General features: G+C 33.5%; 21 protein-coding genes. 17 read left to right on the top strand and 4 right to left on the bottom strand.

All coding sequences use genetic code 11. The annotated features are described in order from the left end of the window. Position 1: 1 nt before the first annotated feature. Positions 2–1,120: a C1 family peptidase gene (locus BP92_RS0115245; RefSeq protein WP_051604510.1), complete on the bottom strand. Its 1,119-nt coding sequence runs from the start codon at positions 1,118–1,120 to the stop codon at positions 2–4. Between the two features lie 119 nt (positions 1,121–1,239). On the opposite strand from BP92_RS0115245, the gene BP92_RS0115250 reads away from it, so the two are divergent. The 11 genes from BP92_RS0115250 (at position 1,240) to miaE (ending at position 9,979) form a co-directional block, all read left to right on the top strand. Next, positions 1,240–1,608: a four helix bundle protein gene (locus BP92_RS0115250; protein WP_026726820.1), complete on the top strand. Its 369-nt coding sequence runs from the start codon at positions 1,240–1,242 to the stop codon at positions 1,606–1,608. Positions 1,609–1,678: 70 nt separating this feature from the next. Then, complete coding sequence (locus BP92_RS0115255) at positions 1,679–2,518, top strand: 1,4-dihydroxy-2-naphthoyl-CoA synthase (protein WP_026726821.1); 840 nt, start codon at positions 1,679–1,681, stop codon at positions 2,516–2,518. Between the two features lie 57 nt (positions 2,519–2,575). Continuing rightward, positions 2,576–3,154, top strand: a complete 579-nt coding sequence (locus tag BP92_RS16540) for a PH domain-containing protein (protein WP_035693637.1) — start codon at positions 2,576–2,578, stop codon at positions 3,152–3,154. Then, positions 3,147–4,649: a PH domain-containing protein gene (locus tag BP92_RS0115265; protein WP_026726822.1), complete on the top strand. Its 1,503-nt coding sequence runs from the start codon at positions 3,147–3,149 to the stop codon at positions 4,647–4,649. The genes BP92_RS16540 and BP92_RS0115265 overlap by 8 nt, the downstream gene beginning before the upstream one ends. Before the next feature lie 73 nt (positions 4,650–4,722). Further along, positions 4,723–4,884 carry a hypothetical protein gene (locus tag BP92_RS17170; RefSeq protein WP_160169135.1) on the top strand — a complete coding sequence of 54 codons (162 nt, stop codon included), beginning with the start codon at positions 4,723–4,725 and terminating at the stop codon, positions 4,882–4,884. Between the two features lie 12 nt (positions 4,885–4,896). Continuing rightward, positions 4,897–5,787, top strand: a complete 891-nt coding sequence (gene menA / locus BP92_RS0115275; protein ID WP_026726823.1) for a 1,4-dihydroxy-2-naphthoate octaprenyltransferase — start codon at positions 4,897–4,899, stop codon at positions 5,785–5,787. 38 nt (positions 5,788–5,825) lie between these two features. Then, the gene (locus BP92_RS0115280) at positions 5,826–6,503 is read left to right on the top strand and encodes a metal-dependent hydrolase (protein WP_026726824.1); all 678 of its coding nucleotides are present in this window, start codon (positions 5,826–5,828) and stop codon (positions 6,501–6,503) included. Between the two features lie 85 nt (positions 6,504–6,588). Then, positions 6,589–6,882 (top strand): hypothetical protein, encoded by a 294-nt coding sequence (locus BP92_RS0115285; protein WP_026726825.1) that lies wholly within the window; start codon positions 6,589–6,591, stop codon positions 6,880–6,882. Positions 6,883–6,975: 93 nt separating this feature from the next. Then, positions 6,976–8,172, top strand: coding sequence for a tetratricopeptide repeat protein (locus BP92_RS0115290; RefSeq protein WP_026726826.1), 1,197 nt, complete (start codon positions 6,976–6,978; stop codon positions 8,170–8,172). 79 nt (positions 8,173–8,251) lie between these two features. Continuing rightward, on the top strand, positions 8,252–9,301 hold the full coding sequence (locus BP92_RS0115295; protein WP_026726827.1) for an o-succinylbenzoate synthase: 1,050 nt from the start codon (positions 8,252–8,254) through the stop codon (positions 9,299–9,301). Between the two features lie 96 nt (positions 9,302–9,397). Further along, entirely contained in the window at positions 9,398–9,979 is a 582-nt protein-coding gene (miaE, locus tag BP92_RS0115300; protein ID WP_026726828.1) for a tRNA-(ms[2]io[6]A)-hydroxylase, read from the top strand. Between the two features lie 265 nt (positions 9,980–10,244). Here the strand turns inward: miaE and BP92_RS0115305 are convergent, their stop codons facing one another. Continuing rightward, complete coding sequence (locus tag BP92_RS0115305) at positions 10,245–11,456, bottom strand: glycosyltransferase (RefSeq protein WP_026726829.1); 1,212 nt, start codon at positions 11,454–11,456, stop codon at positions 10,245–10,247. 376 nt (positions 11,457–11,832) lie between these two features. On the opposite strand from BP92_RS0115305, the gene BP92_RS17305 reads away from it, so the two are divergent. The 6 genes from BP92_RS17305 to BP92_RS0115340 all read left to right on the top strand — a co-directional run bounded on the left by BP92_RS17305 (position 11,833) and on the right by BP92_RS0115340 (position 19,323). Then, complete coding sequence (locus tag BP92_RS17305; protein ID WP_026726830.1) at positions 11,833–12,021, top strand: hypothetical protein; 189 nt, start codon at positions 11,833–11,835, stop codon at positions 12,019–12,021. A 183-nt stretch (positions 12,022–12,204) separates the two neighbouring features. Further along, positions 12,205–12,717 carry an NUDIX hydrolase gene (locus BP92_RS0115320; protein ID WP_026726831.1) on the top strand — a complete coding sequence of 171 codons (513 nt, stop codon included), beginning with the start codon at positions 12,205–12,207 and terminating at the stop codon, positions 12,715–12,717. 1,008 nt (positions 12,718–13,725) lie between these two features. Continuing rightward, positions 13,726–14,109, top strand: coding sequence for an HU family DNA-binding protein (locus BP92_RS0115325; RefSeq protein WP_026726832.1), 384 nt, complete (start codon positions 13,726–13,728; stop codon positions 14,107–14,109). Positions 14,110–14,827: 718 nt separating this feature from the next. Continuing rightward, positions 14,828–18,019: a type ISP restriction/modification enzyme gene (locus BP92_RS0115330; RefSeq protein WP_026726833.1), complete on the top strand. Its 3,192-nt coding sequence runs from the start codon at positions 14,828–14,830 to the stop codon at positions 18,017–18,019. Position 18,020: 1 nt separating this feature from the next. Then, complete coding sequence (locus tag BP92_RS0115335; RefSeq protein WP_026726834.1) at positions 18,021–18,479, top strand: DUF1905 domain-containing protein; 459 nt, start codon at positions 18,021–18,023, stop codon at positions 18,477–18,479. A 91-nt stretch (positions 18,480–18,570) separates the two neighbouring features. Continuing rightward, complete coding sequence (locus BP92_RS0115340) at positions 18,571–19,323, top strand: toxin-antitoxin system YwqK family antitoxin (RefSeq protein ID WP_026726835.1); 753 nt, start codon at positions 18,571–18,573, stop codon at positions 19,321–19,323. Between the two features lie 32 nt (positions 19,324–19,355). On the opposite strand, the gene BP92_RS16545 is transcribed toward BP92_RS0115340, so the two are convergent. After that, positions 19,356–20,369, bottom strand: coding sequence for a PorP/SprF family type IX secretion system membrane protein (locus BP92_RS16545; protein WP_051604512.1), 1,014 nt, complete (start codon positions 20,367–20,369; stop codon positions 19,356–19,358). Positions 20,370–20,382: 13 nt separating this feature from the next. Then, positions 20,383–23,233: PKD-like domain-containing protein (locus tag BP92_RS17175; protein WP_160169136.1), on the bottom strand; the 2,851-nt coding region annotated here is incomplete at its 5' end.

A 23,233-nucleotide genomic window follows, 5' to 3' on the forward strand; every position in this document is an offset into this window, starting at 1 on the left:
ATTACAATCCTAATTTTTTCTTAGTTTCTTTTGAAATTCCATCTTTGTGAACCATAACTGAAATCGCTTTTAATTTCATGTATGCCACACTCATATATACATAACCACCATTCGCAACTTTCTTTTCATCGCTTCCCCAAGAGTTTTTTACTTTGTAATACACATTTCCTTTTTGGTCTTTTACTTTACCCACAATGTGCATTAAATGGTCGTCAGTTGTGGTCAAATTTTCAAATTCTTGTTGGCGGAATTCAGGTGTGATTTTCTTTTCGACAACAATTTCAGCCAAACCCGTTTTAGTATCTTCTTCTTTTTCTGGAATAAAAGCAACTCCGTATTTTCCTGAAAACGTCGGTTCTGAAACATCGCAATCTAAAGAAAGCGAGTAACCATTAGCCAAAGCGTTGTCAATATTAGCAATAAATTCATCTAACGGTAAATTGTACATACTTCCGTTTGAAAAATTATCCGGAATATTCAAAATGAACGGTTTGTAATTCGCTTCATGCGTAAATGAAGTCAAAGTCACATAATTTTCTGGTTTGATTTTAGCGAATTCTGCAAATGATTTTGGCGTATAATTTTTGCCTTCGTATTCAAATTTGGTCGGAATACTTCCTAAATAAATATCTAAAACGGCACTAATCGCTTGTTTCCAATTTGGAGATAATTTTTTAGCAGGATTCTCAACATACGTTTTCAACATCGCTTCTAAAACCGCAACCATTTCAGCATGATTATGTTTGTTTGCGTCATCATTTAGTCCATCATAAATGCTATTTGGAACTAATCCGTATTTTGCTACGCTGTTGATTACATCATGCGCCAAGGCACCTTCACTAAAACTGGCATTTCCTTGACGTAGAACATAATTTTCTGCTTTTAACGGATACGTAGTTCTCGCTTGATACATCTCCGAAAGGTCGATTTTCTTACCAGTTAATCGGATAATTTCCGATTCTAAAAACGAAGAAGTAGAGAAACTCCAACAAGTTCCAGTAATGTCTTGAGAGATAACTGGCAAACATTCTACATCATTAACTTTTTGAAATTCATAGTTTTGAGCCGAAGCCGAAAATAGTCCAGATGCAAATAGTAATCCTATATATAGTTTTTTCATAAATCTTATTGTTTTGAACTTGCAATATAATGCAAAAAATGAATTATTTTTACCAAAACAAATACAAAAATCAAGGGCAAATTCAAATTCAATTTTAAAAAGTAAATGTCAACAAATTCATGGAATTAAACGAACCAACAGAAAGAATATTTAATTTAGATGAAAGATTAGTTAGATTTGCTGGTGAATCCATTTTCTTTGTCAGAAAATTAGCCAAAGCATATGAATTAGAATATTATAAAAATCAATTAATTCGTTCTTCTGGAAGTGCTTCTTTAAACTATGGTGAATCTCAAGGAACTATTACAGATAAAGATTATGTTTTTAAATTATCATTAGTTGTCAAAGAGTTAAAAGAATCAAGAAATTCACTTCGAGTTTTAAATTATATAAAAGAAGGTGAAGAAAAGGAAAGAAATTGGCTTTTGGCAGAAGTAGAAGAATTAATTGCTATTACATCAAGAATGATGTTAAACAAATTGAAATAATATTTTTAAACACAATACTTTTGAAATTGAACTTGAATTTGCCCTTGAACTTGAATAAATAAATAAAAATATGAGCACAATTAATTGGAAAACCGTTAGAGAATTTGAAGATATTACCTATAAAAAATGCGATGGCGTTGCCCGAATCGCTTTCAACCGACCAGATGTTAGAAATGCCTTTCGTCCAAAAACAACTGCTGAATTAATTGAAGCCTTTTACGATGCGCAAGAAGATACTTCTATTGGAGTTGTATTACTGTCTGCAGAAGGACCAAGTTCTAAGGACGGTATTTGGAGTTTTTGTAGTGGTGGCGACCAAAAAGCACGCGGACATCAAGGGTATGTTGGAGAGGATGGTTACCACAGATTAAACATTTTGGAAGTACAACGTATGATTCGTTTTATGCCAAAAGCGGTAATTTGTGTAGTTCCGGGATGGGCTGTTGGTGGTGGACATTCGCTTCACGTAGTTTGTGATTTAACCTTGGCGAGTAAAGAACACGCTATTTTCAAACAAACCGATGCCGATGTAACGAGTTTTGATGGTGGCTACGGTTCGGCATATTTAGCTAAAATGGTAGGACAAAAGAAAGCGAGAGAAATTTTCTTCTTAGGTAGAAATTACTCAGCTCAAGACGCTTTTGAAATGGGAATGGTAAATGCGGTTATTCCTCACGCTGAGTTAGAAGATACGGCTTATGAGTGGGCACAAGAAATTTTAGCGAAATCACCAACCTCAATTAAAATGCTAAAATTCGCTATGAATTTAACGGATGATGGAATGGTAGGCCAACAAGTTTTTGCTGGTGAAGCTACTCGTTTAGCGTATATGACAGACGAAGCAAAAGAAGGAAGAGATGCGTTCTTAGAAAAACGTAAACCAAATTTTGAAAAGAAATATTTGCCTTAATTTAGAGAATAGAACAAAGAGAAAAGACGAAAGACAAGCCTTTAATAAACTATTTCTATGAACGAATTCACAAATAATCCCATCGACATAAACCAACTTCCGAAATTCGAAGAAGTGCAATTGAAAGGTTTACATCCGAAGTATGTCACAGTCTTACTTTTTAATTTTTCATTGCTTTTAATTTTAGTAATCGTTGGATTTTCGACTTTATTTTATTTCAATCAAGATGCTTTTTCTAATGCGATTTGGATGACAATTCTGGTTGGACTAGTGTTGATTTTAGCAGGATTAGTCTTGTTTACAAAATTTAGTTTTCATAAAAAAGGATATGCTTTTAGAGAACACGACGCCATTTATAAATCGGGATTAATCTCGGAAACTACTACGATTATTCCATTTAATAGAGTGCAACATGTGGCTTTGCATCAAGGATTTATTTCTCGAAAATTAGGATTAGCTTCAATCGAATTATTTACAGCAGGAGGAAGTAGTTCTGATTTAGAAATTCCAGGGTTACTTTTAGCAGATGCTCAGATTATTAAGAATTTAGTTTCCCAAAAAATCAATCCGCCTAAACAAGACGAGCCAATTCAAATAGCATCAACAGAAACTCCATTAACTGAAGAACATGAATAAATCTGTTGATTTTTCTCAGCCCCAACGACAATCGCTTCCGGGGATTTTGGTCATGTTTGCCAATTCCTTGCAGAAGACGGTTCGTGCTTTGTGGCCGATGTTGTTGATTTGGTTGGTAAAATTTGACACGCTAAACAAACTTGTTTTTTTTGGTAGTGTTGCAGGAGTAGTCGTTTTGATAGGTATTATTTCGTACTTACAATATTTGTTTTTTACTTTTCATATTGATGAAGAAAATGGTGAGTTTGTCATTCAAAAAGGCGTATTGAACAAAACCAGAATAACCATTCAGTTGCATAAAATTCAGCAAGTTAACATCAATCAAAGTTTAATTCAACGTTTGGTTGGTGTTCATAAATTGGAAATTGATACTGCTGGAAGCGATAAAAAAGAAGCTTCTATTAGTGCCATTTCTCATGAGTTGGCAACTATTCTGAAAGAACGATTAATCAATCATTCGCAATCAGAACTGACTGAGAATGCTGAAAAAAATGTAGAAGAGATAACGCCAACATCCTTTATAAAAATTGGATTACCAAGTTTAATAAAAATCGGATTTACTTCGAATTATATCAAAAGTTTTGCTCTGATTTTTCTGTTTTTCACCACTATTGTTGAAAATTTACAACAGTTGAATGCGGAAGTAATTGATGAAGATCAAGTAACCAATTATTTGGATACTTTACCTATTTATACTTCTATTTTTATTGTAATAGGTTTCTTCATTACCTTGATTTTATTAGTGAATTTGGTTCGAACGATTCTCAAATATTTCGATTTCACTATTCAGAAAAGCAAACAAGCGATTATTTTATCATACGGATTACTTTCCACGAAAAATACGTTGTTGAATCCGAATAAAGTTCAGAAAATTAAAGTTACCCAAAACTACTTTCAAAAGAAGTTGGATGTGACCACAATTGGTATACATCAAGCCTCAAGTGATGCAGAGAAAGTAAAAGAAAAAGACCAAATAGAAGTCCCGGGTTGTGCTGAAATCGAACGCGATGCTATTCTAAAATTGTTATTAGGGCAATTGCCTCAAAAAGGAACGATGTATTTGCCGAATTGGAGAAAATTAGCGGTCAACACCTTTTTCTTTTTACTAGTCCCAATAGCTATTACCTTATTCCTAAATCATAAAACAGAATTCGTAACCTGGAACGATTGGTTCATGTATACGGCAATTTTTTCTGTTTTCGCTGGAGTGATGCTTTGGTTTTCGTTTAAAAATTATAAGCTTTTTGTTTCCAATGATTTCATCATCAAACAAAATGGCGCTTGGGATATTGATACGACAATTATTGAACCTTATAAAATTCAAGCCATCGAAACCCAACAATTTTTTTGGCAAAAAGCAACGAATATTGGTTCGGTTACGCTATCAACAGCAGGAGGAACCGTAAGTTTTACCACAGGGAATTACACCGAAATTAAGCAATTAGTAAATTATTGGTTATACGAAGTAGAAACTTGGGAAAAGAATTGGATGTAGTGGTTAGGTGAAAAGAGGAAAGTAAAAAGTGAAAAGTAAAAAGTGAAAAGTAAAAAGTAAAAAGGGAAAAGAGATGGTATTGATAATTTTTGTCATTCCGAGCTTGCTAGGAATCTCCTACGAAGTAGGCTTACATTTGAGCGAAGCGAAAACCATTGCCCTTGAACTTGCTCTTGTACTTGAATTTGCTCTTGTACTTGAATTTGCCCTTGCTCTTGAACATGATATAAATTAAAAAAATAAAATAATGAAACACTGGATACAAGCCGCACGATTACGAACCTTACCACTTTCCGTTTCTGGAATTATTGTGGGAAGCGCTTATGCTCATTACCAAGGATATTCCGATTGGAGAATTGTGGTTTTGGCGTTATTAACCACCTTAGGATTACAAGTATTATCCAATTATGCCAACGATTATGGAGACGGTGTGAAAGGAACTGATGCCAACCGAATCGGAGAAAAACGCTTAGTAGCTGCCGGAGTTATCACAGCCGAGCAAATGAAAAAAGCCGTAATTATCACTGCAGTATTGACGTTCATTATTGCTCTTTTATTGATTTACGTAGCATTCGGAAAAGAGAATTTCGCCTTAAGTTTGATATTCATCTTATTAGGAATCGGTTCCATCGGAGCAGCCATTAAATACACAGTTGGGAAAAGTGCTTATGGATATAGCGGTTTTGGAGATGTATTCGTGTTTATTTTCTTTGGATTGGTTTCGGTAATTGGTTCTAACTTTTTATTCACTCATTTTATCGATTGGAAACTATTCTTACCCGCAACCGCCATCGGATTATTAAGCGTTGCGGTGCTAAATTTAAACAACATGCGAGATATTGAAAACGATAAAATTGCTGGAAAGAATACGTTGGTAGTGAAAATGGGTTTAAAATGGGCAAAAAAATATCATGAAATTATTTTAGCAATCGGTATGTTGTCTTTTATGGTATTTTTAATGCTAATTAAAACTTCATTACTTCCTGTTTTGTTAATTAATATCCCAATAATTATGAACATGAACAAAGTGAATAAATCAGAAAAATACGAAGACTTCGACCCAGAACTTAAAAAAGTAGCCTTAAGCACATTTGCTTTAAGTATATTATTTTGGTTAACTTTAGTGTTTTTAAACTAATCACTTTTCACTAATCACTTTTCACTAAAAAATAAACTATGAAAATCACGTTTTATGGACACGCTTGTATCGGAATTGAAGTAAATGACGTTCACATTTTAGTGGACCCATTTATTTCAGGAAATCCAAAGGCTTCTCATATTGATATCAATACGTTGAAAGCGGATTATATATTGTTAACCCACGCGCATCAAGATCATATTTTAGATGTAGAGGCGATTGCTAAACGTACCGAAGCAGTTATTGTTTCCAACTACGAAATTGCTTCACATTACGGAAACAAAGGCTTTAATTATCATCCAATGAATCACGGCGGAAGTTGGGATTTTGAATTCGGAACCGTGAAATATGTAATTGCACATCATACGTCTTCTTTCCCAGATGGAAGCTACGGCGGACAACCTGGCGGATTTGTAATCGAGGGCGAACATAAAAATATCTACATCGCAGGCGATACCGCTTTAACCATGGATATGAAGTTAATTCCAATGCGTACCAAGTTAGATTTAGCCATTTTACCAATTGGAAGCAACTTCACAATGGACGTAGAAGATGCGATTATTGCTTCTGATTTTGTACAATGCGATAAAGTATTAGGTTATCATTTCGACACGTTTGGCTACATCGAAATCAATCACGAAGACGCGAAACGCAAGTTTTTCGACAAAGGAAAAGACTTGATGTTATTAGAAATCGGACAAAGTATTGAATTGTAAATTTGGTACAAAAATTGAATGGTAATTAAACACATAGACACATAGATTTTCATTTTTGAATTGTGTCTTTATATTAATCTTTTAAATGAGTAAATTTTTATATAAACTTTCATTTTATTTCGCTGTAATAGTTCTTGCTATTGGTTTTGTGATGAAGTTTTTTACTAGTTCAACTCATGGCTTTTCATTTAGTAAAACAGGTAGTTTGTATTCAGGAACTATTGATGGTAATGGTTTAATTCTTCTAGGTTTTTTACTTTTGATTTTTTCTTTTTGGGCTTATAAGGATTATAGGACAATTGAAAGGAATAAAGTTTTGATGAGAAATAATGAAGCTAAAGAAATTAAAAAGAGAAAATTAAAAATTAATAGAAAATAGAACTTTTAAGCTATGTTTTCTATATAAAGTGTAATGCCTCAAAATAAACACCAAGCAGAACTATGATTCTATGTGGTTAAAAAATAAATTAAAATGAATAAAATAGTTTACTTCGTATCCGCCGTATTGTTTTCAAGCTCAATTTTTGCTCAAAAAGATGGTTTTTGGGACAAAGAACGTGCAACAACAAAAGAAATAACACTTTCAGCCGGAAAACGCGCTTTAATTAAAACAGAAGATTTACCCGTTGGGACTACTGAATTTGTATACAGAATCACCATTTTAGATGAAAGTCAAAAACTAACCTCAAGTTTGGTTTCGGTATTAAAAGCGATTCCTGATCCTACGGGAATTAGCCAAGGAACAGCTGGAGCCATTCATTTGACTTCTGCAATTTCGGGTGATGATAAATGCACGTTTGCTTTATTTCAAGAAGCAAATGCAGCTAATTTATTTTTGAAAGAAGGAAAAACGGATAGAGCGTGTTGGGAACAAAAAGAAAAAGTAAACAAAGACGCCAAGTTGATTTCATCTTCTTCATTATGCTTGACTAATTTACCTAATCTATGGTTTGGATTTGAAAGTCAAAATTGGGTAATGAATCAAAAAATCGTTTTAGAAGTCGTGCCTTGGGTCGATTATAAAGCAAGCAGAGGTTGGGACAAAACGACTAAAAATGAGATTTTAAACTTAGCTAAAAAGTTGCCAGTAGTTTCAAAACTGACAAAAAAAGAGGCTTTTTATGCTGCTTTTATCGAAAATAGTAGCAAAAAGTATACCTATAGAGAGTTTTCTCAACTTTTAGCGATTGAGAAAAACAATGCTATTGAAAAGCTTACGGAAGAGAGTTTAAAAGAAACGGGTGAAGTAAAAGCTTATTACGATATCATCCGTGAAAAATCAAATGTGGCTTTTCAAAAGGGAAATTATGAGGAAGCAATTTCGATTCTTTCTACCGAAATGTTTGCTAAAAACCGAGCGACTTACATCGATTATAGACTTTTAGGTGATTATTATTTGTATTCAAGACAGTTTACAAAAGCAGAAGAAATGTATACTAAAGGCATAAAATTGAATCCATCTGAAATTCATTTTCAGTTGAATTTAGCCCATGTTTATTTGTTTACTGACAGAATTTCAGAAGCTAAAGATATTCATAAAAAATACGCTCATGAAAGCTTATCCAATGGGAAAACCTGGATAGCACAAACAAAATCAGATTTAAAAGAATTCGAAAAACATAGATTACCAAACGACAACTTCAAGAAAATCTTGAGAATCTTAGAATAAAATATCAATTACAAGTTCAAGTACAAAAATCAACTTCAAACTTTGAAATTTGTTCTTGAATTTGCTCTTGCACTTGAATATGAAAGCAACTTACAAAAAATACATTCTCAATTTCAAACGTCCAAGTGGCACTTCTCGTGGCGTAATGACGGTGAAAGAAACTTGGTTTTTAATCTTGGAAGAAAAGGGTAAAATCGGGATAGGAGAGTGTGGTATTTTGCGAACCCTTTCCATTGATGACCGACCCGATTATGAGGAAAAATTACAATGGGTTTGCCAAAATATTCATTTAGGTAAAGATAAAATATGGGATGAATTAATCGAGTTTCCTTCGATTCAGTTTGGAGTGGAAATGGCGTTTTTGTCATTGCAATCTAAAACACCTTTCGATTTATTTCCCTCTGAATTTACTCTAGGCAAAAAGAATATGTTAATCAATGGTTTGGTTTGGATGGGCGAGGAGCACTTTATGAAAACCCAAATCGAAGAAAAATTAGCCCAAGGATTTTCGTGTATAAAACTGAAAATTGGAGCGATTGATTTCGAAAAAGAATTAGGATTATTGCGATTTATTCGTCAAAATTTTGATGCTAAAACCATTGAAATTCGAGTAGATGCGAACGGTGCTTTTGATTCAAAAGAAGCTTTAAGTAAATTAAATCAATTAGCTGAATTTGAATTACATAGTATTGAACAGCCAATTAAAGCGAATCAACTCCAAGAGATGAAGTTGCTTTGTCAACAAACACCTTTTCCAATCGCGTTAGACGAAGAGTTAATTGGTGTGTTTGGTGTTGAGAATAAACGAAAATTACTAGAAGAAATTCAGCCTCAATATATTATTTTAAAACCAAGTTTAGTTGGTGGTTTTAAAGGAACTTTAGAATGGATTTCGATAGCAGAAAGTTTAAATCTCGGTTGGTGGATTACTTCCGCATTAGAAAGCAACATCGGATTAAACGCAATCACCCAATTTACATTCACCTTACATAATCCCATGCCGCAAGGTTTAGGAACGGGTGGTTTGTATACGAATAACTTCGATTGTCCATTAGAAATTGTTAACGGACATATTCAGTTTAATATTGATAAACAATGGGATATTTCTAATTTAGGAAATTTACTTTAAATACAATAATTTTGTACTATTAATTTTTTAAGTAATAGTTTTAAAGTTGTCAAAATCAACTTTTCACTTTTTACTTTTCACTTTTTACTTAAAAATATGTTTCGTTTAAAACTACCAACCGACCCAAGATGGGCCAACATAGCCGAAGGAAATTTAGAAGAAATTCTTACTGATCACGCTTGGTGCGAAATCAAAGCAGCATCAAACGCAATGATGTTAATTAATTTATTGCCTGAATTTACTGAAATTACAACCGAGTTAACTTCAATTGCTAAGGAAGAATTAGATCATTTTGAACAAGTACATGAGATTATCAAATCACGAGGTTGGGTTCTAGGTCGTGAACGAAAAGACAGTTATGTAAACGATTTGTTTAAGTTTATGAAGCCTGGAAATCGCAAACATTTAATTGTGGAACGAATGTTATTCGCTGCCATGATTGAAGCCAGAAGTTGCGAACGTTTCAAAGTACTTTCCGACAACATAAAAGACGAAGAATTGGCTGTTTTCTACAGAGAATTAATGATTTCAGAAGCAAATCATTATACTTCTTTCTTGCAATTTGCTCACGAATTAGCAGAAGAAGGTTACGACGTTAAAAAACGTTGGGAAGAATGGTTAGAATTTGAAGCCAAAGTAATTGCAAGTTACGGGAAATCGGAGACGATTCATGGGTAGGTTAGTGAAAAGTAAAAAGTAAAAAGTGAAAAGTGAAAAGTAAAAAGTAAAAAGTAAAAAGTAAAAAGTAAAAAGTTTTTCGCTTACTTTTTTTTACTTTTAGATTTGAACTTGTCTTTGCCCTTGATTTTTATTTTGGAACACAGATTTAAGAAATAGAAGTAATCTTTAAAATCTTATATGAACTTGATTAAACGTAACGTTTACTTCTTTTTACTTATATGACTTATATGTTTTAAATTTTCAAGTTTGATTTTTGCCCTTGCTATTTGTTCTTCGCTTCAATCCACTTGCTCATGTACTTGGTGCTTTGTAAGCTTTGGTGTTGTAGTATTTGCCCTAAGAAGTTTTGGTTTCTGTGTGTTTTCAAATTTTCTTGAAGTTGTGCTACTTTAGTCATGAAATCACTTGCAAATAATTCTTTTTTGAAACGTTTTTCTATAATCGCATAACCGTTTTGTTGAGCGGTTTCCCAAAGGGATTTATTGGAATATAATTCTACTGCTTTTTCTATAAAATCATCTTCATCAGAAATGAATCCGTTCCAATCTAAATCTCCATTCATTCCTTCGGCGCCCATTTTGGTCGTTACAGAAGGCAATCCCAATTGCATGGCTTCAAATAATTTTCCTTTCAAACCCGCTCCGTATGGAATTGGCGCTAACAAAATTTTAGCTTTCGAATAAACATCAGCAACACTTTCAGCTCTTCCTTTGATTAAGAAACCTTCTTTTTCGTTGTGCAATTGCTTGGCTTTTTCCGAAACATAAGCTCCGTAAACATGGAGTTCGGCTTGTGGAAGTTTTTTTTTGATAAATTTCCAATGTTTTTTTAATTGTAAAACGGTTTGCCAATTGGGTTCGTGCAAAAAGTTACCGATACTTACAAAATGTTGTCTTTCTTCAAACTTTGGAGTATTTAGATTTATTTCTTCTGATAAAAAAGGTAAATAATATAAAAGTGAAGCGTCAATTTTAAACGTTTCAGTAGCTAATTGCATTTCGTATTCCGAAATCAACAACGTCAAATCGCATCTGTAAATGGAAGCCATTTCGCGCTTAAAAACATCGGAAATATAATCTTCAAAAACTAATTCGCGATTTTGTTTGAATGCAACTTCTCGAGCTTTTCTTAGGAAATGTAAATCTTCGGTGTCTAAAATTCGTAAGGCATTCGGACATTGTTCCATGACACGCCAACCGTATTGTTCTTCTATCATGAATCGGTCAAAGAGTACAACATTGGGATTCAATGATTTAATTTCATCATCAAAACTACTATCATTCAGTTGGATTTCATTGGTTTTAACCGAAATCTGAGTCAAATCAAACGAAAAATCTGATTTTGAAGCAGAACACAAAAATGTAATTTCATACTCTTTCTTTTGAAACAATGAAATGATTTGCAACATTCTACTTCCGGCTGCTGTTGATGTAGGTTCTGGCCAAACGGCTCCAATGATGACTAAATGCTTCATGAGGCAAATATAGTTATATAGTTTTAAGGTTTCAAGTTTCAGATTTTTGGAACACAGATTGGAGAAATTTAAAATAATCTTTAAAATCTTATATGAACTTAATTCAGCGTAACTTTTACTTGTTTTTCCTTATATGACTTATATGTTTAATTTTCTTTAGGATGTTGTACATGAACTGGCACGCGGATGAAACGGGTCAGCCTCGGCGGAGCGCTGGTTGTGGCGGATTTTTAGTTACACTAAGTTTTGCACAGAGTAACACGGAGTTTCTTTGAAGTGGATTGTGTTGAAGAGTTACACAGAGGCGTTGTACTTTATGGGAACGCGGATGACGATGATTTAGCAGATGGTTACGGATTTCTTATGAAAAGTTATAATGTTTAAAGTTCTTGATAGGAATTGTCCCCTTGAGGTCCCGATAGCTATCGGGATTAGGGGTGTTGCGGGTTTGTACTTGATTTTTGAACTTGTTCTTGCCCTTGAACTTGCTCTTGAACTTGCTCTTGAACTTGTATTTGTTTTAGAACACAGATTTATGAAATTGAAATCATCTTTAAAATTTTAATTACTGCAATATTTTTTAGAAGGAATTGTCCCCTTGAGGGGATTATAGGGGTGTAGCGGATTTGTAGTTGATTTTTGAATTTGAACTTGCCCTTGAATTGGCATGCGAATTGAAAATTTAAAAGTAAATTTGCACTAATCACTAATCACTAATCACTAATCACTAATTACTAATCACTAAAAAATGAGTTTTTTCAAATTTTGTCCTAGTTGTGCTTCAACGCATTTTACATTTCCTGATAATCGTCGGTTTTTTTGTGAGGATTGCGGTTTTACGTATTATCACAACATTGCGGCGGCTGTAGCGCTTGTTTTTACGTTTGAAGACAAAGTGTTGTTTACGGTTCGAAATGTTGACCCAGATAAAGGGAAATGGGATTTACCAGGTGGCTTTATTGACCCAAATGAAACAGCAGAAGAAGCGGCTTGTAGAGAGATTAGAGAAGAATTGGGCTTGAACTTGCAGCCTTCGGATTTAAAGTATGTTACGACTTCACCGAATAATTATTTGTATAAAAACGTGCCGTACCGAACGATGGATATTTTTTATGAATGCGCCTTGCCTTCAAATGGAATCAATGTGGCTGCTGAAGACGAAATTCAGGAATTAATTTGGGTGAAACGCTCTGAAATTGATTTGGAGAAAATTGGTTTTGTTTCGATTCGAAAAGTGATAGGAGAAAAGTATTTGAAATAGTTGATTTTGTTTTTCAGGTTTTTGGAACACAGATTGATGAAATTGAAGTCATCTTTAAAATTTAAATGCTTAGAAATCTTTAGAAATTCATTGACACGATTGTCATCCTGAGCGGAGTCGAAGGCTAATGAAAAAATAGCTCTAAAATTTCTTAGAAAGAATTGTCCCCTTGAGGGGACTTTAGGGGTGTTACGTGTGTTTTGAATGTTGAATGATGAATAACGAATGTTGAAAGTTGAATTTGATTTTTGCCCTTGAACTTGAACTTGTTTTTGCTTTGTAATACAGATTTAAGAAATTGAAATCATCTTTAAAATTTAAATGCCCAGAAATCTTTAGAAATTCATTGACACGATTGTCATCCTGAGCGGAGTCGAAGGCTAATGAAAAAGTATAGCACTAAAATTTCTTAGAAAGAATTGTCCCCTTGAGGGGACTTTAGGGGTGTTACGGTTGTTATTTTACACAGAGCTTCACTGAGTTTCTTTTGAAGTAGATTGCGTTGAGAGAGCTACACAGAGCGTTTTACTTGTTTGAGTTTTCTTACCGCCCAGTTTGTCGTGCTGCTAAGCATCGCTATTGATTTTTGCCCTTGAACTTGTTCTTGCCTTTATTCTTACCTTTGAACTTGAACTTGAACTTGCCCTTGTTCTTGCCCTTTAAATTATCATTATACAATTTTTCAAAAGTAAACAAAGCTTTGATGAATTGAAAAAATTACTTATTTCCAAGCAACATAAATTTTGTGAGCTCCTTATTTTTCAGATGGTCTGAGCGATATGATATGTAATTTGTATAAATATAATTGTTTGAAATTCAATAGGTTAAAAAATTATATTGATTTACTGACAATCAATAGCTTTGTTTAAAACTTGCTCCAATTGTGAATAAGTTTGACTTTCTTTTTTCCTACAAAATTACAATCTTTGTAAGAGTCGGTTAGGCACGAAATCCGAAGCTAGTGTACTATGACAAAAAATTATTTATTCACTTTTAACACTAAAAAATATGAGTGTAAAGTACAAAGTTCTTCCTAGAAAGAACCCTCAGGACTTAACAGCGCCTGAAAAGTTTTATGCCGCTGCTATTGCAGATGGTGAAGTTGATTTAGACAAATTAGCCGAGCAAATTTCGTATCAATGTACGGTAACCGAATCGGATTGCTATGCGGTATTGTTGTCCTTAGAACGCAACATTATTAGCGAATTAGAGCAAGGCAGAATTGTCAAATTAGGGCGATTAGGTAATTTTCAAATTGGGGTAAGCTCTGAAGGTAGAGATACGGCTGAAGAAGTAACTTCGGGAGCCATTACCAAAACACGAATTTTATTCCGTCCAGGTAAAAGATTACGTTCTTTATTGAATGACTTGTCATTTAGAAAAGCGAGCTAGAACCCCGATTTTTGAGCGTAATTTTGTAGTAAGACCTCGAGTATTCCAGTGCTCGGGGTCTTTTTTTTGTTATAATTGTAACAATTTCGTCCTGATGAAACTTTTGCTTTGTCCTGACGAACCTTTTCTTTTGTCCTGATGTTTTACTTTTTTCATGCTGACCAACTAAAAAAAATAGTTTTCGCGTTTATTTTAAAAAAAATGTAGCGTTTTTTTACTTTATAATTGCCATTCTTTACATTTTTCCAACGATTTTTTTAACTGTTTATCGAATTTTTAGTCACTAAAAAGCATAAAAAAAGCTCAAAAAAACTGGCTAGAACCCCTATTTTTGAGCGTAATTTTGTAATAAGACCTCGAGTAGTTCCAGCTACTCTAACGAAATTATAGTGTAAATATAGTATTATTTTTAATTGTGCCGATGCTCCTTTTTAAAATTTAACATTGTAAAATGCAACTTTTTTATTGTTGTATTTTAATTATTTTTTTTTACAAAAGCCTTACAATTTGTTTGTTCTAAAAAAAATGTTTTCTAGCGTTTTTCTATTTAACATTCTTAATACGGATTTCCACATTTTTATCTCAATCCCATTGTTTACTTTAACTGCTGAAGCATCGACCTATTTTTACCTGGTTTTAAATTCAGGTAGTGGTATAGGTTGTGTAGGTGCTTTTTTTTTCATAAGTTTGAAAAAGTCAGAAATTAATTACTTACCTAATGACACTTACGCAATACATCGATAAAATAAACACGCTTTACAAAACAGGAAACGCTCGAGAACATTCGTATCGTGGTGACCTTCAAAACCTCATTATGGCCATTTTGCCTGATGTTTTGGTGACCAATGAACCCGCTCGAGTAGATTGTGGTGCGCCTGATTATGTATTGACCCGCAAAGACGTTCCTGTTGGTTATATTGAAGCGAAAGACATTGGAGTGGATTTAGGAAGCAAAACCCTAAAAGAACAATTTGACCGTTACAAATCGGGATTGTCGAATTTGATTTTTACTGATTATATGGATTTCCATTTTTACAAAGATGGAGAACTAACCACCAAAATTGCGATTGCTACCCTTCGACAAGCTCAGGATGGTAAATCGGTTGAAATTGTTCCGATTGTGGAAAACTTTGACCAATTTAACCAACTCATAAAAAACTTTGCCGAAACCATTTCGCAAACCATTAAGTCACCCACTAAATTGGCTCAAATGATGGCGGGCAAGGCTCGCTTAATGGCTGACGTTATCGAAAAATCATTAAACCATGACGACCAAGAAGGCAAACGTTCGCAACTAAAATCGCAAATGCTTTCATTTCAACAAATGTTGATTCACGACATTGACAATAAAGCGTTTTCGGATATTTATGCGCAAACCATTGCTTACGGTATGTTTGCGGCTCGTTATCACGACCCAACTTTACCCACTTTTTCGAGAATGGAAGCGGCTGAATTGATCCCAAAATCAAATCCATTTCTTAGAAAATTATTTCAAGACATTGCGGGTTTTGATTTAGATACCCGTTTAACATGGATAGTTGACGAGTTAGTTAATATTTTCCTAGCTTCAGACGTGGCAACCATTATGAAAAACTTTGGTAAAAGTACCAAACAGGAAGACCCTGTAGTTCACTTTTACGAAACGTTTTTAGGGGAATACAATCCCGCTTTAAGAAAAGCTCGAGGCGTTTGGTACACTCCGCAACCTGTTGTGAATTTTATTGTACGTGCGGTTGATGATATTTTGAAAACGGAGTTTCATTTACCACAAGGTTTAGCCGATACCAGCAAAATAAAAATTAAGAAAAAAGCGGTTACCCAAACGGGAACGGGTGCCAACTCCAAAATAAAAGAGGTTGAAACTGAAACAGAAGTTCACAAAGTACAAATTCTTGATCCAGCTACAGGAACAGGAACTTTCCTTGCCGAAGTAGTAAAACACATACACAAGAAATTTGAAGGACAACAAGGCATTTGGAGTAAGTATGTAACCAATGATTTAATACCAAGATTAAACGGCTTTGAGTTGCTTATGGCGAGTTATGCTATGGCACATTTGAAAATGGACATGCTGCTTACCGAAACAGGTTACAAGCCAACGGACGACCAACGTTTTAAAATATTTTTGACCAACTCATTAGAAGAAGCACACCCCGACACCGCAACGCTTTTTAGTTCTTGGTTAAGTGACGAAGTCGACCAAGCCAATGCGATTAAAAGAGATGCACCTGTAATGGTTGTAATTGGAAATCCGCCTTATGCCGTTAGTAGTACTAATAAAAACGAATGGATTCAAAATCTAATTGCAGATTACAAAAAAGATTTGAACGAAAGAAAAATCAACCTTGATGATGATTATATAAAATTCACTCGTTTCGGACAACATTTTATTGATAAAAATGGTGAAGGCGTTTTAGCTTATATTTCTAATAATAGTTTTATTGATGGAATCACACACCGTCAAATGCGAAAACATTTATTAGAAAGTTTTGATAAAATCTATATTTTAGATTTACATGGCAACGCTAAGAAAAAAGAAGTAAGCCCTGATGGCTCACCTGACCAAAACGTTTTTGATATTATGCAAGGTGTATCTATCAACTTATTCATAAAAACAGGAAAGAAAAACAAAAACGAATTAGGTAAAGTTTTTCATTTTGATTTGTTTGGTAAAAGAGATTTTAAATATGATTTTTTGAATCAGAATTTAAAAGATTTAAAATGGAATAATTTAAAATTTGAAGAGCCTTATTATTTCTTTGTTCCTAAAGATTTTAGTTTACAAGACAAATATGAGAAAGGTTTAAAAATTGACATTTTACTAAAAAATTACAATTCAGGTATTCAAACTAAAAATGATTCTATAGCTATTAATTTTACTGAAAATAGTTTAAATAAAATTATTGATGATTTTTCATTTTTAAATGTTCAAGATATAAAATTAAAGTATAAAATTAAAGATGGCATTTGGAAAACAGAAGAAGCAAAAAAAGATATTGAAAGTAAGTTGTTCAAAAAAATAAATATTTTATATAAACTATTTGACAAAAGATATTCTATTTTAACAAATAGATCAGGTGGTTTTATTGGAAGACCAAGAGGCAAAACAATGATTGACATGTCCTTTGAAAATTATGGTTTGTGTTTAATGAGAACAACTGTAGATGTAAAATATTTTTCAAATATTTTTATTTCAAATTGCCCTATAGACTTAAATCTTTATGGTTTTCAGACGTTTATTTTTCCATTATACTCATATCCTGAAGTCACAACCCAACAAAGTCTGTTAAACGAAACTATTCGCACCCCTAATCTCAACATGGAAATTGTGAATGATATAGCCAAAGGGTTAGGGTTAGCATTTACACCAGAGAAAGAAGACGGCAATGTTTGTTTGGCAAATGACAAAGACGTTCGCTCAGAATTTAGAACCACGTTTGCTCCAATAGATTTATTGGATTATATCTATGCGGTGCTTCACTCACCAACCTACAGAGAAACGTATAAAGAATTTTTAAAAATAGATTTTCCTAGAGTGCCATATCCAAAGGATTCCAACATCTTTTGGCAATTGGTTCAACTAGGTGGAGAACTAAGACAAATTCATTTGTTAGAAAGTCCTATTGTAGAAAAATACATTACGCAATATCCTGAAGATGGTAACAACATTGTAACGAAACCAACTTACAAAAACGGCAACGTATATATTAACGAAACACAGTATTTCGCCAACGTTCCCGAAGTGGCTTGGAACTTTTACATTGGTGGCTATCAACCTGCTCAAAAATGGCTCAAAGACCGCAAAGACCGAGAACTAGGCTTTGAAGATATTTTGCATTATCAAAAAATCATCGTTGCTTTAACAGAAACGGATAGAATAATGAAGGAAATAGATAAAATTGAAATTTGATATGCGAATTATCATAGAAAACGAACTTTTAGAGTTACAGTATATTCCAGGCAATGGCGCTTGGACGTACCAATTAATTGTTCCCAATACTAAAGACATTAAAGGCAAATGGGGCGATTTAAAAGTTTCGGGCACTATTGATGGTTATGCTATTCAACATAAGAATTTAGGACCGGTTAAAAATGGAGATAAAAAGCTGGCTGTTAATTCTGAAATACGAAATGCCATTCAAAAAACAGGTGGCGATAAAGTATTGGTTACCTTATTTTTAGAAGACACCCAAAAGACTGACGAGCAAGCCATTTTAGATTGTTTTGCCGAAGCTAATGTTTTGTCTGTTTTTCAAAAACAAGATAAAACCTATCAAAAAGAACTTTTACAAGCCATACAAGATGTAGCCACAGAAGAGCAACAAGTGGCAAAAATTGTGGAAGTAATTACAATTTTGGAGGGTAGGTAATTTTATTTGTTATGAAGCTTTTACGCAAATTTTTTTTGCTTTCGTTTATTAAATATCTACACTAATAAAAAAAACAAATCTTAATTTAATTATGAAATTTTTAAAATTTATAATTTCAATATTTTCTTTAGTCGCAGTACAAAATTTATCAGCCCAAAAAATAACTCTTAACGAGTTACATACAATGGCCAGCTATAAAAATTGGGAAACCACAAACAAGTTTTTAATTACTAAAGGTTGGGATTATTATGATTCATCCGAAAGTGATGGTATTGGTTATAATACAATTTCCTGGGCGCATGGAAGAAACCTATATGACGATGCAAAAGCTAAAGGATGGTTTTATGTTTATAATTATGAGGGACTGCCAAATAAAATAATGTATCGATTTAGACAAAAGGAGTTTTATAACGCAATTATTCAACAAGTAGCCACAAATGGTTATAAATTAACAGATGAAGAAATATTAGATAATCGTGTTGTAGCGTCCTATGAGAATAAGTTATTCTATTTAAAGATCGCTTATAATCGTGAAGAGGATAGTGATAATGATGATGATTATTATTATGGTGGCTCCAATAAAAAAACTTACACAGTTTATGAAGTAAGCATTTATAAAAAGGGAGGAGTGTATGATCCTAATAATGGATTTAAAAAGGATTATGATGAGTATGGAAATGTTATTTCAACTTACAATTTAAAAGATGGGAAAATAGAGGGTTTATTGACAAATTACGATTCTATTGGAAGAGTTAAAAGAACAGCAAATTTTAAACTGGGGAATTTAGAAGGACCTTCTGTTGAAAATTTTTATCTTGCTATTCTACAAAATTTTAAAGGCTAAAGAAAACTATTGTTTCTTTAGCCTTTATTTTTTTACCATCTAATATCTTTTAGTTTCATTCGATAATTATCACAATCTCTACAAGTGTATTTAGATTGCCAAGTTAGAGTAAGTTCATGAACCCCTTGATTTTGTCCAAATCTAGATGTATTAATATCATACGAATATCCAAATTTAAATTCGCCAGCTCTCATAGAGACAAAAGGATTAAGAGAAGTAACAAGATGACTATTTGTACTTCTTCCTTCTGGGTTGGTAGCTGCAATAACTCCAAACGAAAACATATTCATTTCTAATGAGGCACCAATATCTAATCGGTTAAATTGAGATTGTCTCATATAGTTAAAAGACACTAATAAATCTGTATCTGCAGGCAAAATCATAGTTGGCGAATTGTCTAAAGCAAAATAATAGCCACCATGTACTGATAAGAACAAATCTAAAGGCACATTACCATTTTCAAGAAAAGAAATGTCAGGACGAGTTAAGTGTTTTAAGGCAGCTCCAAACCATGCATTTTCTTCATCAACTAAAACCCCAAAAGAAAAATCTACAAAATTGATTTGATTATTATATCTAAGAAAACCTGGGTCAATACTACCTCCTGAGATTGAACCATCATTGATGTTTATCTGATCTTCTAATAGTAAATTACCAAAGTTAAAATCTTTACGTCCAAAACCTCCTTCTAAACCCAATCTAAGACGCCAGTTATAATTTAAATCTATTCGATAAGAAACGGCTCCATTAAATTGAAAATAGTTATAATTTGTGAAAGTTTCTTTTTGATTTAAGACTGTAATCCCAACGCCTAGATTGTCGGTCACCAAATTATTAGCAAATCCATATTGGGTATCAATTCGTCTATTACCTTCTGGCCATTGCCTCCTATGGATTATACCTGCATTCCATGAACTTGCAGATCCAGTAAATCCTGGATTTAATGTTTCAGGAACTATTAAAAATTGTGTAAATACAGGGTCTTGTGCCTTAACTTCAATAAAAGGAGTAACAAAGACTAGTAATATATATAATTTAAATTTCATTTTTTTCTAATTCTTATTTAATTAAGACAAAAGTTTCTTCAGCTCTTATTATATTTCCATAAAACGTTTCAGCACTCACTTTACAATGGTAATTACCATTTTCAGCATTAACTCCTTTAATGGTACCATCCCAACCACGAAGCACATCTCCAGTTTCAGAATAAATCAATGAACCCCATGTATCATAAACATCTAGTCGTACATTTTTTAATCCCTTGGTTACTGGTCTATAGGTATCATTAAGTGTGTCATTATTTGGTGTAAATGCAGTTGGAACTACTAGTAAATATCCTTTTTCAATTATTAAACTGATAGTATGAACATATACACAACCAAATGGATAAGTTACAGTTTGAGTAACTACATAATCACCTTCTTGGATATAGGTGTGAATTGGATTTTCTTCATTTGAGAAAGTGCCATCTCCAAAGTTCCATAATATACTCAAATAATCACCAGTAGCCGTATTTGTAAATTGTATAGGATCTAAAATTGAATATATTCCATAGGCAGTGTATCCATAAGAAGTTTGATCGAAAGATGCATTTCCTAAAACCGGTATGTCAACATTTAAGCTGTAAGTTGTGGTACATCCTAATGCATCTGTTGCAGTTAAAACAACCAGACCGTCTTGGTCTGTGGTCATAAATTCATTATTTGCACCACTTACAGTTCCGCTCGACCAACTTAATTGTATTGGCGGTACACCTCCAGAAACTTGTGCTTCAAAAATCTGACGGATGTCTCTTGTTTCACAATTAACATTAGTATCAGTTTCTACATTCAATGTTAATGGCTGTGGTCGGTTTACACTATATTGTGCTGATTTTGTACATCCTCTTGAATCAGTCACTAAAACAGCATAATTTCCTGATGAAATAGTATTTAAATCTTCAGTAGTTGCTCCATTTGACCAACTATAAGTAAATGGAGGAGTACCTCCAGATACTAATAGATTAATAGAACCACTATTCGCATCATTACAATCTAATGCATTTTGAACATTTGCACTTAAAACAAGTGGTTGTGGTTCAACAATGATGAAAGTTCTAACAATGGTACATGGTTTTGAGTCTACAATAGTTACCGTGTAGGTACCAGGTGCTAAATTATTTCTAACTAAACCAGCAGTGCTTCCATCACTCCAAGTTAAAGAGATTGGTTGTATTCCACCAACTAAGTTTAGATTAATGCTTCCATCATTAGCCCCAAAACATGAAATATTAACAACCACAGGATTTATTGTAAATATTGGAGCCTCAGGAATATTTACTACAATTGTTTTAGTACAACCATTGTTATCTGTCACTAAAATGGAATAATTACCAGCAGCTAAATTATTTTGATAAAACCCAGTAGCTAAATTATCCCATTGCGCTTGGTATGGGCCTGTTCCGCCTGTTACTGTCAATGTTATTGAGGCATTGTTGGCGCCATAACATGTAATTGGTGTTGTGGTTGCAGTAATTATAATATCATCAGGTTGGGTAACCGTAAGTCCTGTTACTGTTTTTCTACCTCCATTAGCATCAATAACTGTTAGTGAATATACTCCAGCGACTAATCCTGTAAATTGAGGGTTTAAATTAGTAGAATCTATAATTGATGTTACTAGGTTGCCATTACTATCATATAATTCATAATCATAAGGAGGAACTGATTCTTGAGTAATTAATACACCAACAGCGCCATTGTTATCGCCAAAACAAATCAGATTTATAGTAAGACTTAAATCTGGCTGAATAAGTAATTCAGGTGGTTGAGTAAGCGTAAAAGTTAACACTATTGGAGCACAATAACCATCATTTATAGTTACAGTATAGGTTCCAGCAAATAATCCAGATATATCTTCAGCGGTTGAGGTAAATCCGTTTGGTCCAGTCCAATTATAAGTATAGGTTCCAGAACCTCCAATTGTTGTTAAATTGATAGCTCCATCATTACCACCAAAAACACTTACATTATACCCATTGTAATTTGAAACTACACCAGAAGATGTGAATGTAGGATTAACTGTTATAGAATAGTTGTAAACGTTCCCCTCACATGAAGATCCATTATTATTAAAAGTTGCTGTTGCAGCATAAGTAATTGTCAATGGAGCATTTGTTGTATTTATAAGTGTTTGAACAGGTATAGTGTTTGTCCCAGAACTTAATGCACCAGTAATTCCAGTTGGAATTGTAGCATTCCACTCGTAAGTAATATTTCCTGGAAGGGTTGAATTTAGCGTAACTAAAGATGTATTGGTTTCATTACAAATGGTTTGATTTGGAAGGTCAAAAGTAACATCAGGTCTAGGATAAACTTCAATTGTAATTGTAAATGGATTACCTGTACAAATACCTGCTATTGGGGTAACAGTATATACAATTGTTTGTATTAATGTACTATTGTTTGTCAATACTTGACTAATTTCACTACCTGTGCCAGAACTTGCTCCTGAAATATTTGGATTATTACTAATAACCCAATTATATGTTGTACCTAAAGGGACAATTGTATTAGTATTTGGAATACCATCAATAGGATCTACTGTAAACCCTTCTTCGCTACAAATAATAAATGATTGATTTTCAATACTTGGTTTCGGATTTACTGTAATGGTATAAGTAAAACTACTACCGGCACAAGCAGAAGTATCGTTTGTAGCTGCTACTGCAGTATAGTTAACATCAATAGGCGCGTTAGTACTGTTTACTAAGTTTTGAGCTGGTATTGTGTTCGTTCCTGAAGTAATAACCCCTGTAATTCCTGTAGGTTGAGTAGCAGTCCAAGAGAAAGTAGCTCCAGGAGTTGTACTGCTTAAATTTACCAAAGCAGAAGTTTCTCCCGAACAGATCGTTTGATTAGTAGGTGAGAAG

The sequence above is a fragment of the Flavobacterium sasangense DSM 21067 genome, assembly GCF_000686885.1.
Taxonomy (GTDB): Bacteria; Bacteroidota; Bacteroidia; order Flavobacteriales; family Flavobacteriaceae; genus Flavobacterium; species Flavobacterium sasangense.

Bases quoted from the DNA above. Each gene is read 5' to 3' on its own strand.
- BP92_RS0115245 (WP_051604510.1), bottom strand. From the start codon at position 1,120: ATGAAAAAACTATATATAGGATTACTATTTGCATCTGGACTATTTTCG.
- BP92_RS0115250 (WP_026726820.1), top strand. From the start codon at position 1,240: ATGGAATTAAACGAACCAACAGAAAGAATATTTAATTTAGATGAAAGA.
- BP92_RS0115255 (WP_026726821.1), top strand. From the start codon at position 1,679: ATGAGCACAATTAATTGGAAAACCGTTAGAGAATTTGAAGATATTACC.
- BP92_RS16540 (WP_035693637.1), top strand. From the start codon at position 2,576: ATGAACGAATTCACAAATAATCCCATCGACATAAACCAACTTCCGAAA.
- BP92_RS0115265 (WP_026726822.1), top strand. From the start codon at position 3,147: ATGAATAAATCTGTTGATTTTTCTCAGCCCCAACGACAATCGCTTCCG.
- BP92_RS17170 (WP_160169135.1), top strand. From the start codon at position 4,723: ATGGTATTGATAATTTTTGTCATTCCGAGCTTGCTAGGAATCTCCTAC.
- menA (WP_026726823.1), top strand. From the start codon at position 4,897: ATGAAACACTGGATACAAGCCGCACGATTACGAACCTTACCACTTTCC.
- BP92_RS0115280 (WP_026726824.1), top strand. From the start codon at position 5,826: ATGAAAATCACGTTTTATGGACACGCTTGTATCGGAATTGAAGTAAAT.
- BP92_RS0115285 (WP_026726825.1), top strand. From the start codon at position 6,589: ATGAGTAAATTTTTATATAAACTTTCATTTTATTTCGCTGTAATAGTT.
- BP92_RS0115290 (WP_026726826.1), top strand. From the start codon at position 6,976: ATGAATAAAATAGTTTACTTCGTATCCGCCGTATTGTTTTCAAGCTCA.
- BP92_RS0115295 (WP_026726827.1), top strand. From the start codon at position 8,252: ATGAAAGCAACTTACAAAAAATACATTCTCAATTTCAAACGTCCAAGT.
- miaE (WP_026726828.1), top strand. From the start codon at position 9,398: ATGTTTCGTTTAAAACTACCAACCGACCCAAGATGGGCCAACATAGCC.
- BP92_RS0115305 (WP_026726829.1), bottom strand. From the start codon at position 11,456: ATGAAGCATTTAGTCATCATTGGAGCCGTTTGGCCAGAACCTACATCA.
- BP92_RS17305 (WP_026726830.1), top strand. From the start codon at position 11,833: ATGTTTAAAGTTCTTGATAGGAATTGTCCCCTTGAGGTCCCGATAGCT.
- BP92_RS0115320 (WP_026726831.1), top strand. From the start codon at position 12,205: ATGAGTTTTTTCAAATTTTGTCCTAGTTGTGCTTCAACGCATTTTACA.
- BP92_RS0115325 (WP_026726832.1), top strand. From the start codon at position 13,726: ATGAGTGTAAAGTACAAAGTTCTTCCTAGAAAGAACCCTCAGGACTTA.
- BP92_RS0115330 (WP_026726833.1), top strand. From the start codon at position 14,828: ATGACACTTACGCAATACATCGATAAAATAAACACGCTTTACAAAACA.
- BP92_RS0115335 (WP_026726834.1), top strand. From the start codon at position 18,021: ATGCGAATTATCATAGAAAACGAACTTTTAGAGTTACAGTATATTCCA.
- BP92_RS0115340 (WP_026726835.1), top strand. From the start codon at position 18,571: ATGAAATTTTTAAAATTTATAATTTCAATATTTTCTTTAGTCGCAGTA.
- BP92_RS16545 (WP_051604512.1), bottom strand. From the start codon at position 20,369: ATGAAATTTAAATTATATATATTACTAGTCTTTGTTACTCCTTTTATT.